Origin of the sequence: Paracoccus simplex (genome assembly GCF_042648325.1) — a bacterium.
GTDB classification, from domain to species: Bacteria; Pseudomonadota; Alphaproteobacteria; order Rhodobacterales; family Rhodobacteraceae; genus Paracoccus; species Paracoccus simplex.
Genome location: NZ_JBHRXE010000025.1, coordinates 1 through 12,291, shown reverse-complemented (window position 1 = coordinate 12,291; position 12,291 = coordinate 1). Strand labels below are relative to the sequence as shown.

11 protein-coding genes are annotated in these 12,291 nt (G+C 71.4%); 5 read left to right on the top strand and 6 right to left on the bottom strand.

Features of this window, described 5'->3' with window-relative positions; translation table 11 throughout:
- Positions 1–12 precede the first annotated feature (12 nt).
- Positions 13–1,167 carry a DUF3734 domain-containing protein gene (locus tag ACFOMP_RS10275; RefSeq protein ID WP_379030093.1) on the bottom strand — a complete coding sequence of 385 codons (1,155 nt, stop codon included), beginning with the start codon at positions 1,165–1,167 and terminating at the stop codon, positions 13–15.
- A gap of 315 nt (positions 1,168–1,482) precedes the next feature.
- On the opposite strand from ACFOMP_RS10275, the gene ACFOMP_RS10270 reads away from it, so the two are divergent.
- Together ACFOMP_RS10270 and ACFOMP_RS10265 are read left to right on the top strand one after the other, a co-directional pair.
- Positions 1,483–2,760: a hemolysin family protein gene (locus ACFOMP_RS10270; RefSeq protein ID WP_289894350.1), complete on the top strand. Its 1,278-nt coding sequence runs from the start codon at positions 1,483–1,485 to the stop codon at positions 2,758–2,760.
- Positions 2,761–2,801: 41 nt separating this feature from the next.
- The gene (locus ACFOMP_RS10265; protein ID WP_379030089.1) at positions 2,802–3,767 is read left to right on the top strand and encodes a hydrogen peroxide-inducible genes activator; all 966 of its coding nucleotides are present in this window, start codon (positions 2,802–2,804) and stop codon (positions 3,765–3,767) included.
- Here the strand turns inward: ACFOMP_RS10265 and ACFOMP_RS10260 are convergent.
- The 4 genes from ACFOMP_RS10260 to ACFOMP_RS10245 form a co-directional block, all read right to left on the bottom strand.
- Positions 3,748–4,599 carry an energy transducer TonB family protein gene (locus tag ACFOMP_RS10260; RefSeq protein ID WP_379030086.1) on the bottom strand — a complete coding sequence of 284 codons (852 nt, stop codon included), beginning with the start codon at positions 4,597–4,599 and terminating at the stop codon, positions 3,748–3,750. The two genes, ACFOMP_RS10265 and ACFOMP_RS10260, sit on opposite strands and share 20 nt — an antisense overlap.
- A complete protein-coding gene (gene exbD / locus ACFOMP_RS10255; RefSeq protein ID WP_379030083.1) occupies positions 4,596–5,069 on the bottom strand; it encodes a TonB system transport protein ExbD in 474 nt (157 codons plus the stop codon). The genes ACFOMP_RS10260 and exbD overlap by 4 nt, the downstream gene beginning before the upstream one ends.
- Before the next feature lie 3 nt (positions 5,070–5,072).
- Positions 5,073–6,242 carry a tonB-system energizer ExbB gene (gene exbB / locus ACFOMP_RS10250; RefSeq protein WP_379030080.1) on the bottom strand — a complete coding sequence of 390 codons (1,170 nt, stop codon included), beginning with the start codon at positions 6,240–6,242 and terminating at the stop codon, positions 5,073–5,075.
- A 463-nt stretch (positions 6,243–6,705) separates the two neighbouring features.
- On the bottom strand, positions 6,706–7,878 hold the full coding sequence (locus ACFOMP_RS10245; protein ID WP_379030077.1) for a pyridoxal-phosphate-dependent aminotransferase family protein: 1,173 nt from the start codon (positions 7,876–7,878) through the stop codon (positions 6,706–6,708).
- Positions 7,879–8,196: 318 nt separating this feature from the next.
- Here ACFOMP_RS10245 and ACFOMP_RS10240 point away from each other — a divergent pair, with 318 nt between their 5' ends.
- The 3 genes from ACFOMP_RS10240 to dinB are packed head-to-tail and all read left to right on the top strand — an operon-like array spanning position 8,197 to position 11,740.
- Positions 8,197–9,936 carry an ABC transporter ATP-binding protein gene (locus tag ACFOMP_RS10240; RefSeq protein WP_379030075.1) on the top strand — a complete coding sequence of 580 codons (1,740 nt, stop codon included), beginning with the start codon at positions 8,197–8,199 and terminating at the stop codon, positions 9,934–9,936.
- Complete coding sequence (gene ygfZ, locus ACFOMP_RS10235) at positions 9,936–10,652, top strand: CAF17-like 4Fe-4S cluster assembly/insertion protein YgfZ (RefSeq protein ID WP_379030072.1); 717 nt, start codon at positions 9,936–9,938, stop codon at positions 10,650–10,652. The genes ACFOMP_RS10240 and ygfZ overlap by 1 nt, the downstream gene beginning before the upstream one ends.
- Positions 10,649–11,740 (top strand): DNA polymerase IV, encoded by a 1,092-nt coding sequence (gene dinB / locus ACFOMP_RS10230; RefSeq protein WP_379030069.1) that lies wholly within the window; start codon positions 10,649–10,651, stop codon positions 11,738–11,740. The genes ygfZ and dinB overlap by 4 nt, the downstream gene beginning before the upstream one ends.
- Here dinB and ACFOMP_RS10225 read toward each other — a convergent pair.
- On the bottom strand, positions 11,731–12,291 hold a 561-nt coding region (locus ACFOMP_RS10225; RefSeq protein WP_379030066.1), incomplete at its 5' end, for a DUF533 domain-containing protein. The genes dinB and ACFOMP_RS10225 overlap by 10 nt on opposite strands.

Here is a 12,291-nt window from a genome sequence, read left to right as displayed (position 1 = left end):
CGGGCGCGGCGCTCAGTCCGCCGCTGCCTCGGGCCGGTGCGGGTCGTTCATGTCGAACACCATCAGCCCGTCCTCGGGCACCTGCCGGCCGGTCCAGCGCGGATGGCGCAGCGAGCGTTCGGCATCGCGCCGCCCGTCGCGCCAATGGTCCAGCATCGAGAGGCGCGAGAATTCGTAATCCTTGGAGGCGCTTTCATAATCGGCGTGGCGATAGATCAGGTGCATCAGGCTGACCGGCTGCGACGGGCCGGCTTCGATCAGCATCTGCAGGTCCGGGTCGTCGCGGAACGCCTCGGGCAGCCGCTGGCGCAGCCGGCGCGCGGCCCGCGACAGCGCATGGCGGTTACGGAATTCGTCGGTATTGAACCGCGTGCGGCTGGAAAAGCGGATCTCGCGCTCGCGCTGCTCGACCTGGGCCATGGTCCGGGGCAGGCGGTCGCGCGAGGGATAAAGGTCCACCTGGTAGATGCAAAGCGGCCGCCGGGCGGGCCGGTCCAGCACGACCTGCAGCGGCGAGTTCGAGACCAGCCCGCCGTCCCAATAATGCCGGCCGTCGATCTCGACCGCCGGAAAGCCGGGCGGCAGCGCCCCCGAGGCCATGATGTGATCGACGGTGATCGACGTCTCGCGGCTGTCGAAGCAGGTGAAGTTGCCGGTCTGCACATCCACGGCGCAGACGCTCAGCCGCGGCCCCGCCTCGTTGAGATAGGCGAAATCGACCAGCTCCAGCAGCGTCGCGCGCAAGGGCGAGGTGTCATACCAGTTGGTCTGCCGCATCAAGCCGGGCAGGAACGAGAACAGGTCCGGCAGGCGCGGGCGGAAGAAGCCGGGGGCGCCCAGCATGGTGCTGAGCGTGGCCCGGCTTTCGTTGCAGAAGGCGCGCATCGGGTCGGCCAGCGGCCCACCCTCGAAGCAATGGCCCAGAAGCCAGGGCGCGCCGGTCACCGCTTCCCAGAACCGGCGCAGCGCCCCGAGCCGCCGCTTGGGGGGATTGCCGGCGATCAGCGCCGCGTTGATCGAGCCGATCGAGATGCCGGCCAGCCATTCCGGCTGCTGTCCGCTGCGACAGAGCGCCTCGTAGGCGCCGGCCTGATAGGCCCCCAGCGCGCCGCCGCCCTGCAGGACAAGCACGATCTTTTCCGGCCGCTCCTTGTCGGTGTCTGGCATGGTCGCTTCCCCATCCGCGCAATGGTCACACAGGTTTCACGCTAGGGCCGAAACAGGCGGATTGCCATAAGCCCATGCGAAGCAATGGAAACGCCTGCCGCAACGTCAAGTATTCCGGAATCCGCCCAAAGCCGGACGCGGCGGCAGAAATCCGGTCAGGGCGATTGTGCTGGCGCGCCGGCGGTCTATACTGCGTCATGTCCCAGCCGGAGTCAGATGCCGATACGCGCATGATCGACGATCCTTACGAGAGATGGGCGGCCCGTGGCCGCACTCTCGATCCGGCCCATTTCCGAAAGCACCCGAGTTCTCCCCATGTGGTTTGAGATCGCCATCGTCCTTGTGCTGACGCTGTTGAACGGCCTGCTGGCCATGTCCGAGCTGGCCATCGTCTCGGCCCGGCCGGCGCGGCTGAAGGTTCTGGCCGAGCGCGGCGACCGCGGCGCCGTCACCGCCCTGGCCCTGGGCGAGGATCCGGGCCGGTTCCTCAGTTCGGTCCAGATCGGCATCACCCTGGTCGGGGTGTTGTCGGGCGCCTTCTCTGGCGCGACGCTGGGTGCGCGGCTGGCGGCGGCGCTGCCGGGCTGGGGCGTGCCCGCCTCGCTGGCGCAGCCGCTGGGCATGGGCGGCGTGGTCGTCGCCATCACTTACCTGTCGCTGATCGTCGGCGAGCTGGTGCCGAAGCAGCTGGCGCTGAAGGCGCCCGAGCGGGTGGCGGTGCGGGTGGCGCCGCTGATGCGGGCGATTTCGCGCGGGGCGGCGCCGCTGGTCTGGCTGCTCGACCGCTCGGGCAAGCTGCTGCTGGCGGCGCTGGGGCAATCGGGCGAGGACCGGCAGACCATCAGCGACGAAGAGATCAAGCTCGTCATCTCGGAAGCCGAGACCGCCGGCGTCATGCACCGGGCCGAGACCGAGATGATCGCCGGGGTCATGCGCATCGCCGACCGCAGCGCCCGCGGGCTGATGACGCCGCGGCGCGACATCCCGGCCGTCGATGTCGCGGACAGCTGGCAGGAGATGGCGCGCAAGTTCCAGGACAGCCGCCGCACCCGCCTGCCGGTCAGCGACGGCGATCCGAACAACATGATCGGCGTGGTCGCCAGCCTGGACCTGATGTCACAAAGCCGGGCCGAAGCCATCGACCTGCGCGAGGTCATGCAGCCCGCCCCGATCATCCCCGAGACCATGGATGCGCCCGAGGTCATCGCCCGGCTGCGCGCCGCGCCCGGCCAGATGCTGCTGGTCTATGACGAATACGGCCATTTCGAGGGCGTGGTGACGCCCATGGACGTGCTGGAGGCGATCACCGGCGAATTTGCCGGACTCGACGACGACGAACCCAAGGTCGTCATGCGCGAGGACGGCAGCCTGCTGGTCGCCGGCTGGATGCCGGTGGACGAATTCGCCGACCGCCTCTCGGTGCCGCTGCCCGAGGATCACGACTATTCCACCGTGGCCGGGCTGGTGCTGGAGCTGGCGGGCCGGCTGCCGCAGGCGGGCGACCGCGTGGACTGGCAGGGCTGGCGGCTCGAGGTGGTGGACATGGACGGCCATCGCATCGACAAGCTGCTGGTGGACCGTCTGCCCGCTTGAGTGCCGCTTGTGGTTCCGGGGCTGCGTGATAATCACGGCTTATGAACTTCACGCTTCGCCAGATCACCTATTTCCTGGCCGTTGCCCGGCAGGGCAATTTCGGCCGCGCCGCCGAGGTGGTGCATGTCTCGCAGCCCGGCCTGTCCAGCCAGATCGCCCAGTTGGAAGGCCGGCTCGGCGGCGCGCTGTTCGAGCGCGGCGCCGGCGCCGCGCCGGTGCGGCTGACGGCGCTGGGCGAACGGCTGCTGCCGGTGGCGCAGGAACTGATCGACACGGCGAAGCGGCTGGATGCCCTGGCGCGGGCCGGGCGCGAGCCGCTGTCGGGGCGGCTGCGGCTGGCGATCATTCCGACGGTGGCGCCCTATCTGATCCCGCATCTGGTCCCGGCCCTGCGCGCCAGCCATCCGGCGCTGGACCTGGAACTGCACGAGGTCGTCACCGACGAACTGGTGGGGGGCATTGTCAGCCATCGCTTCGATGCCGGGATCATGGCCCTGCCGGCGGGCGATGCCGGGATCCAGGCCGAGCCGGTGCTGCGCGACGCCTTCCTGGTGGCACTGTCCGAGGACGACACCACCTATCTGGCCGGTCCCGCCCGACCCGAAAGCATCGAGGCCGAGCGGCTGCTGCTGCTGGCCGACGGCCATTGCCTGCGCGATCAGGCGCTGGAGGTCTGCGGTCTGCGCGATCCGCGCCGCAAGCTGAACCTCGAGGCGGCGTCGATGGCGACCCTGATGCGGATGGTGGCCAGCGGCATGGGCATGACGCTGATCCCGCAACTGGCGCTGGCGGACGAGAATCGCGACGGCCGGCTGCGCATCGTGCCCTTTGCCGTGCCGGCGCCCTCGCGCGATCTGGCGGTGGTCTGGCGGCGCAATGCCGAATCCGGCGCCGATGCCCGGGTGCTGGCCGAGATGGTGCGCGGCCTGGCGCCGCTGCTGGGGGTGACGCCGCTGCCGGCCGGGCCGGGCGCCGGCGGGCAGGGGATCAGCGCAGCAGGATCTTGACCGGAAGCACCAGCGCCACCGTTTGCCCCGAGGGCGGCGCCGGCATCCGCGGCATGCGCGAGGCCTGACGGCTCAGCGCCGCGTCGATCCCGGGATCGCCGGTCGAGCCGGCCAGCCGCGCCCCCGCCACCCGGCCGCTGGGATCGACGCTGAACCGCACGGTCACCGTGACCGAGCCGCCGCGACCGGCCGAGAGGCGCGTGCGGTGCATGTGCCGCGCCACGGCCGCCTGCACCTTGGATTGCCAGCTTGCCACCTGGCGGGCGCTGGGGGCAGCACCGACCTGCGCCTGCGGTGCCGCGGTGCGCTCGGCCTGCGGGGCGCGCAGCCGGGTGGTGGCCTGGCGGGCCGGCTGGTCTTGCGGGGCCTTTTCCTTTTTCTCGCGCCGGGGCTCGGGCTGCTTTTCGGCGACCTGCGGCTCGGGTTCCGGTTCCGGCTCGCGCTCGGGGCGTTCTTTCGGGCGGGCGGATTTCTGCAGCGCCACCGCATCGGCCGGCGGCGGGAACAGCGAGGTCATCTCGGGCAGCGGCTCGAGTTCCTGCAGCGGCTCGGGCAGGACGATCTCCTCCGGCTCCGGCTCTGGCTGGGGCTCGGGTTCCGGCTCGGGTTCCGCCTCGGCCATGTCGGGGGTCTCGGCCTCGTCCAGCGGCGCGGCGGCCTGCGGGGCCGGCGCCAGGTCGACGAAGACCGGATCGGGCAGGCCCGGAGGCGCCGCGGCCTTGGCGCCGTGCATGATCCACAGCGCGCCGCCCAGATGCGCGGCCAGCACCACCACGGCGGCACCGCCCCAGAGCGCGCCCTCGCGCAGGGCCGAGGGGGCGTTCCGGCTCATGGCTGCACGGCCCCGTCAGCGGTTGCGGCGGCCGGGGCCGGGGTGCCGGCCGCCGCGGCCTCCAGCCCGACCAGGGCGATCTTCAGATAGCCGGTCTCGCGCAGCGTGTTCATGACCCCCATCAGGTCGCCATAGGACACCTCGCGGTCGGCGCGCAGGAAGATGCGCTGCTCGCGGTCGTTGCCGGTTGCCATCCCCAGCGCCGCGGCCAGCCCGCCGGCCGGCACGTCCTCGTTGCCGATGGCCAGCGTCAGGTCGGGCTTGACGGTGACATAGACCGGCTGGTCGGGGCGCTGCGCCGGCGTGGCGTTCGACACCGGCAGATCCACATTCACATCGACCGTCGCCAGCGGCGCCGCGACCATGAAGATGATCAGCAGCACCAGCATCACGTCGATGAAGGGCGTGACGTTGATCTCGTGGTTCTCGACCAGATCGTCGCCTTGGCTCTCGCGGAAGCCGCCGGCCATGGCTCAGACCTCCCGGTGCGGAACGGCGCCGCGGAAGTCGAGGTCGCGGCTGACCAGGCGCTTGACCCCGGCGGCGGCGTTGGCCAGCCGCAGGCGATAGCCGGTGATGGCGCGGGCGAAGACGTTGTAGATCACCACCGCCGGGATGGCGGCGACCAGGCCGATGGCGGTGGCCAGCAGCGCCTCGGCGATGCCCGGCGCCACCACGGCGAGGTTGGTGGTCTGCGCCTGGGAAATGCCGATGAAGCTGTTCATGATGCCCCAGACGGTGCCGAACAGCCCGACGAAGGGCGCGGTCGAGCCGATGGTGGCCAGCACGCCGGTGCCCCGGCTCATGCGGCGGCCGGCGCTGGCCTCGATGCGGTCCAGATGCGATTCGACGCGCTCCTTGACGCCGCTGTCGCCGGCCTGGTCCAGCGCCGGGGCCGAGCGGTCGTATTCGCCCGCCGCGGCGCGGATCATGCGCGAGACCGGGTCGCGGCGATTGCCGGCGGCCGACAGGGCGGCGGGCAGGCTGGCGGCGGTCTCGATGCGGCGGATGCCGGATTGCGCGCGGTTCATGGCGCCCATCAGCTCCAGCATCTTGGCGACCAGCACCGTCCAGGTGATGACCGAGGCGATGGCCAGGCCGATCATCACCCCCTTCACCACCCAGTCGGCGGCCAGGAACATGCCCCAGGGCGACAGGTCATGCGGCAGGTTCGGATCGCGGGCCGGCGGGTTCAGCATGGGCGCCAGCGCGTCCTGCACCGCTTGCGGCAGGATGCCGGAGCCTGCCGGCTGCGGCTGGGCGGCCGGGGTTTCCGCAGGCGTTTCCGTCGGAGCGGCGGCTGCGGGGGGTTGGGCGCCGGCGGGGCCGGTCGCGGCAGGGGCGTTGTCCGCCGCCGGCGGCGTCGCAGGCGTCGCTGCCGGCGCCGGGCTTGCCGCCGGTTCGGCAGGGGCGGGCTGCGGCACGCTGGGGGGCGCGGATGCCGGGGTTTGCGCGGTGCTGCTTGCGGGGGCTTGCGGCGCGGCGGCCTGCGGGGCCGGCGCCAGGTCCTGGATTTCGGGCGCCGCCGTGCCGGTCGGGGGGCCCGGCTGGCTTTCCTGCGCTGAAAGCGGCGCGGCCAGCATCAGGCAGACAAGGGCAAGGGCGGTCCCCGCGCGGTGGCGCGGCAGCGACGTCTTGGTCATGGCGTTCCTTAGTAGTTCCGGCATTGGGATCCGTCCGCTTCTTGCTTGGGCGCGGCACATGCGCAAACGTGCCGCCTTGACGCCTTTGGCGCCCGTATCGAACGTCATGGTAAAATTGTCAACTATTAGCCGGGACGAGGGCCGATCTTTATGCGCTGCAATCGGCCGGGCGATGGCCGCAGGGCCTGCCATGACCCGGCCCGCCGAAAATCCGGGCGGCGCGGGGCGGCGGTGGCGGGTTTCGCGGCCGCCGCCCATAGACAAGCTGTCGGCGGTCGGAGCGCTGTCGCGCAACCGGCCGATCAGCGCCCCGCCGCCCCCGGATAGGCGCCGGGCCCGGAAGCCCGCCGGACGAGGCGGCGGGGTTTCGGACTGGAACTCGGGCAGGGGGGTGATGCGCATCCGGCCTCGCGTGGCTTTGCGGGGAAGGTCGGGTGCCTTGTCCCGCGCGTCAAGGCCGGGTTCAGGCCAGCCGGGCGATCTCGGCCGCGGCGGCCTCGACCGCGCCCGGGCCATGCGGGATCCGCAGCGCGGTCAGCCCGGCTTCGACCGCCGCCAGAACGCCCAGCAGCTGCGGCGCGCCGGCATGGCCCATATGGGCGATGCGCAGGGCGTTGTCGGGATCGGGCGCGCCCAGGCCGATGCCCAGCGTCACCCCGGCCTTGGCGGCGGTCCATGCACGCAGCGCCGCGGCGCCGGGCAGGATCGCCGCGGTGACGGACCGGGCCCGGCCTTGCGGCTCGGCGACCAGCGGGGCGATGCCGCTGCCGCCGGCGCCCCAGCGCTCCAGCGCGGCCCAGGTGGCGCGGGCCAGCCCCTCGTGCCGGGCCCAGGCGCGCGGCAGCGTCTCCTCGTCCAGCAGCATCCGCAGCGCCTCGTTCAGGCCGAAGATGTGCTGGACCGGAGGCGTGCCGCCCCAGAACTGCCAGAGCTCCTGCGCCTCGGTGCGCGGCGCCCAGTCCCAATAGGGCGTGGTCAGGTCGGTCGACCCGCATTGCCTGAGCCGGTCCGAGAACCAGACGAAGGCCAGTCCCGGCGGCACCATCAACCCCTTCTGGCTGGCCGAGACCAGCAGGTCCACGCCCCATTCGTCCATCAGCAGCGGCTCGCAGCCCAGCGAAGCAATGGCGTCCACGGCCAGGGCGGCGGGATGGTCGCCCATGGCGGCGCGCAGCGCGGGGATGTCGGCGCGGGCCGAACTGGCGGTGTCGACCTGGCAGACCAGCACCGCCTTGATGCGGTGGCCGGGATCGGCGGCGAGCCGCTCGGCCAGGCGTTGCGGATCGGCGGCGGCGAGGCCGAAATCCAGCTCTTCGACCTCGACGCCCAGGGCGCGGGCCGTGGCCGCCCAGGCGCGGCCGAAATGGCCCGAGATCAGCACCAGCGCGCGGTCGCCGCGGTTGAACAGGTTGACATTCGCCGCTTCCCAGCCGGCATGGCCGTTGCCGATATAAGGCGCGACATGGCCGGAGGTGCCGGCCAGCCGCTTCAGCGCCGCGATCATGGCGCGGTTCTCGGCCGCGAGCGTTTCGCCGTAGATGTCGAGCGAGGCGCGGTGCATGGCGCGCAGCACCCGATCGGGAACCGGAGAGGGGCCGGGAATGGCCAGGACGGCGGCGCCTTGGGCAAAGCTCATGCGGGATGCCTTTCTGATGACCCGTCATCGGTAGGACGGCCCCCGCGCAAGGTCAACGGGGCGGCCAGGGTGCGCGAGCATGGGGGTCCGGGCAACGGGAAGGGCCGGGCCGGGGCCTGCCGCAGCGGCGCGGCGGGCATGCGCTTCGGGGCGGCGCGGCCGGGGTGCGTGGCGCGGGCAGAGTGGGTATTTGGGAAACGGTGAAGGCCGGGCGGTTGCGCGCAGGCGGCGGGCGGCCGGAACTGGCGGGAGCGCCGGCGGCTTGCCCCGGCGCGGCTTGCGCCTTATCCCTTGCCCTGACCGAGGACCGGGGACGCGATGGCGGACAGACTTCACAGCACGGCCAATCTGTTCGCCCGGATGTGGCGCGACTATCTTGGCCCCTATTGGGCGCGCATCCTGCTGGCGCTGGTCTTTCTGGTCGTCGAAGGTTCGACCCTGGGCCTGCTGAGCTGGATGCTGAAACCGCTGTTCGACCGCGTCTTCGTCGGCGGCGACACCGATGCGATCTGGTGGGTGGGCGGCACCATTTTCGCGCTGTTCCTGATCCGGGCCGCGACCTTTGTCATCAACCGCAGCCTGATGACCTCGGTCTCGCTGTCGGTCTCGACCCGGATGCAGACCGACCTGCTGTCCCATGTGATGACGCTGGACAGCCATTTCTTCCAGAAGAACCCGCCCGGCGCGATGATCGAGCGGGTGCAGGGCGATACCCAGGCGGTGCAGGGGGTCTGGACCACCTTCATCTCGGGCGCGGGGCGCGACATGGTTTCGCTGGTGGCGCTGTTCGGGGTGGCGGTGGCGGTGGACCCGTGGTGGACCATGACCGCGCTGATCGGCGCGCCGATCCTGATCCTGCCGACGGTGCTGGTGCAGCGCTACATCCGCCGCAAGGTGCGGCAGAACCGCGTCAATGCCAGCCAGCGCGCCACCAGGCTGGACGAGGTGTTGCACGGCATCAACGCCGTCAAGCTGAACCAGATGGAGGCGTACCAGACCGGCCGCTTCGCCCAGATCGTCAACCGCATCCGCCGGGCCGAGATCAAGATGTCCGGCATCGGCGCCACCGTGCCGGCGCTGGTCGATGTGGTCACCGGCATCGGCTTCGTCGGCGTGCTGGCGCTTGGCGGCGCCGAGGTCACCCGGGGCGAGCGCACGGTGGGCGACTTCATGTCCTTCTTCACCGCGCTGGCGCTGGCCTTCCAGCCCCTGCGGCGGCTGGGCGCGCTGGCCGGCACCTGGCAGGCGGCGGCGGCCTCGCTGGAGCGGATCTATGGCGTGCTGGACTTGCGGCCCACGATCACCTCGGGGTCGCGCAGGGCGCCGCCGCCCGACACCACCGTCCGGCTGGAGGATGTGCGGCTGGCCTATGACAATCATCCGGTGCTGAACGGGCTGAGCTTCACGGCCGAGGCCGGCAGGACCACGGCGCTGGTCGGGCCGTCGGGGGCCGGCAAGTCCACGGTCTTCAACCTGCTGACGCGGATGATCGACCCGGCCTCGGGCCGGATCACGCTGGGCGGCGTGCCGCTGGCGGAATTCGACCTGGCCACGCTGCGCGAGCAGTTCTCGACCGTCAGCCAGGACGCGGCGCTGTTCGACGAGACGCTGCGCGAGAACATCCTGCTGGGCCATGCGCAGGACGACGCGGCGCTGCGCCGCGCCATCGTCGCCGCCCATGTCGCGGATTTCACCGATGCGCTGCCCCTGGGGCTGGACACGCCGGCCGGGCCGCGCGGCTCGGCCCTGTCGGGCGGCCAGCGCCAGCGCGTGGCCATCGCCCGCGCCGTGCTGCGCAACGCGCCGATCCTGCTTCTGGACGAGGCGACCAGCGCGCTGGACGCGCAAAGCGAGCGGCTGGTGCAGCAGGCGCTGGACGAGCTGTCCGCGGGGCGCACCACTCTGGTCATCGCGCACAGGCTTTCGACCGTGCGGCAGGCGGACAAGATCGTGGTGATGGACCAGGGCAGGGTTGTCGAAGAGGGCGATCACGACCAGCTTATGGCCCGGGGCGGCGCCTATGCGGCCCTGGTCAAACTGCAATTCGGAGAGACGTGATGCGGCGGATTCTGGCGGTCTCGGGTGAGGATCGGGTCGAGTTCCTGCAGGGGCTGGTGACCAACAAAGTCGGCCCGGTGCCCTGCTGGGCGGCGCTGCTGACACCGCAGGGCAAGTATCTGGCCGATTTTCTGGTGGTGCCGGATGGCGGGCGGTTGCTGGTCGATGTGGACGCGCGGCTGGCGGACGACCTGCTGCGGCGGTTGTCGATGTACAAGCTGCGGTCCCGGGTCGCGCTGGAGCCGACCGGCCTGACCGTCGCCCGCGGCACCGGCGAGAAGCCCGACGCCGCCATCGCCGATCCCCGGCACGAGGCGCTGGGTTGGCGGCTTTATGGCGGCGAAGGGGATGGCGGCACCGATTGGGATGCCATCCGGGTCGCGCATTGCATCCCCGAAACCCTGATCGAGCTGATCCCGAACGAGACCTTCATCCTGGAGGCCGGGTTCGAGCGCCTGCACGGCGTCGATTTCCGCAAGGGCTGCTATGTCGGGCAGGAGGTCACGGCGCGGATGAAGCACAAGACCGAGCTGCGCAAGGGGCTGGTGACGATCGGGATCGAGGGCGCCGCCCCGGTCGGCACGCCGATCCTGATGCCGGACGGGCGCGAGGCGGGCACGCTTTTCACCCAGTCCGGCGGCCGCGCCATCGCCCATATGCGCTTCGACCGCATGGGAGACGGGCTGGTGGCGGGGGACGCCCGCATCATCCCGTGACCGGCCCGGCCGGGGAGCACGTCCGCCGCATCGTGCATGTGGACATGGACGCCTTCTATGCCTCGGTCGAGCAGCGCGACAATCCCGAGCTGCGCGGGCGTCCGGTCGCCGTGGGCGGCATCCAGCGCGGCGTGGTGGCGGCGGCCAGCTACGAGGCGCGGCGCTTCGGCGTGCGCTCGGCCATGCCCTCGATGCGGGCGATGCGGCTTTGCCCGGCCCTGATCTTCGTGAAGCCGCGTTTCGACGTCTATCGCGCCGTCAGCCAGCAGGTGCGCGCGATCTTTGCCGAATACACCCCGCTGGTCGAGCCGCTGTCGCTGGACGAGGCCTATCTGGACCTGACCGACCACCTGGACGGCCGCACCGCCACCCGCATCGCGCAGGAGATCCGGGCCCGCATCCGGCAGGCGACCGGGCTGACCGCCTCGGCCGGGGTCAGCTACAACAAGTTCCTGGCCAAGCTGGCCTCGGACCAGCGCAAGCCGGACGGGCTGTTCGTGATCCCGCCCGAGGCCGGGGCGGAGTTCGTGCAAAGCCTGCCCATCGGCCGCTTTCACGGCATCGGCCCGGCCACGGCGGCGCGGATGGAGGCGCATGGCATCCTGACCGGCGCCGACCTGGCCCGGCAGAGCCTGGAGTTCCTGACCGCGCGCTTCGGCAAGTCCGGCAGCTATTACTGGAACATCGCCCGCGGCATCGACCATCGCGAGGTCAAGCCGAACCGCATCCGCAAGAGCATCGGCGCCGAGAACACCTATTTCGAGGATCTGCGCGACCTGGCGGCGGCGCATCAGGCGCTGGCGGAGCTGGCCGACAAGGTCTGGCGCCATGCCTCGAACGCGGGCCGCGCCGGGCGGACGGTGACGCTGAAGGTGAAATACGGCGATTTCCGCCAGATCACCCGCGCCCGCTCTCTGCCGCGCCCGGTGGAAAGCCGGGACAAGATGCTGGAGATGGCGCGCGACCTGCTGGCGCCGGTCTTTGCCGATCCGCACGGGGTGCGGCTGCTCGGCATCACGCTGTCGGGGCTGGAGGAGGCGCGGCAGGACGGGCCGCCGCGCCAGCTGGGTCTGTTCGATCAGGCGTAAAGGTTGATCACGCCGACCTTCTGGTGGATGCCGTTCACCGTCTCCTTGTCGAGGCCAAGGCCTTGTGCCAGCGTGTGCAGGTATTCGGCTTCCTTGCGGTTGTCGAACTCGATCGCCATCAGCGACATCAGATAGACCTGCGGGCCGAAGCCCTGCGGCACCTCGCGGGCCAGGGCCGCGGCATCGACCGGGGCGGCCATCTGCTCGCGGATGAAGGCGCGCTCGTCGTCGTCCAGCTCGCCGAACTGGTCCATCAGCTTGGCCTTTTCGGCCTCGTCGATCTCGCCGTCGGATTTCGCGGCCTGGATCATCGCCTTCAGCATCAGCCCGGCCAGCGCGTTCTGTTCCGGTGTCGGCGCGGTGGCCGGCTCGTCGCCGGTGGCCAGCGCCTCGTTGAAAAGCTCGCCGAAGCTGGCGTCGTTCTGCGGCTGCGACCCCTTCTGCGCCAGCCCGCCCTGCGGCTGGCCCGGCTGGGGCTGGCCGGTGGTGGCCTGGCCGGCCTGCGCCTGGCCGCCGCGCCCGCCCAGCAGCTCGCCCAACATGCCGCCAAG

What these genes read in the sequence shown, in the direction of transcription:
- ACFOMP_RS10275 (WP_379030093.1), bottom strand. Translation starts at nt 1,167, where the DNA reads ATGCCAGACACCGACAAGGAGCGGCCGGAAAAGATCGTGCTTGTCCTG.
- ACFOMP_RS10270 (WP_289894350.1), top strand. Translation starts at nt 1,483, where the DNA reads ATGTGGTTTGAGATCGCCATCGTCCTTGTGCTGACGCTGTTGAACGGC.
- ACFOMP_RS10265 (WP_379030089.1), top strand. Translation starts at nt 2,802, where the DNA reads ATGAACTTCACGCTTCGCCAGATCACCTATTTCCTGGCCGTTGCCCGG.
- ACFOMP_RS10260 (WP_379030086.1), bottom strand. Translation starts at nt 4,599, where the DNA reads ATGAGCCGGAACGCCCCCTCGGCCCTGCGCGAGGGCGCGCTCTGGGGC.
- exbD (WP_379030083.1), bottom strand. Translation starts at nt 5,069, where the DNA reads ATGGCCGGCGGCTTCCGCGAGAGCCAAGGCGACGATCTGGTCGAGAAC.
- exbB (WP_379030080.1), bottom strand. Translation starts at nt 6,242, where the DNA reads ATGACCAAGACGTCGCTGCCGCGCCACCGCGCGGGGACCGCCCTTGCC.
- ACFOMP_RS10245 (WP_379030077.1), bottom strand. Translation starts at nt 7,878, where the DNA reads ATGAGCTTTGCCCAAGGCGCCGCCGTCCTGGCCATTCCCGGCCCCTCT.
- ACFOMP_RS10240 (WP_379030075.1), top strand. Translation starts at nt 8,197, where the DNA reads ATGGCGGACAGACTTCACAGCACGGCCAATCTGTTCGCCCGGATGTGG.
- ygfZ (WP_379030072.1), top strand. Translation starts at nt 9,936, where the DNA reads ATGCGGCGGATTCTGGCGGTCTCGGGTGAGGATCGGGTCGAGTTCCTG.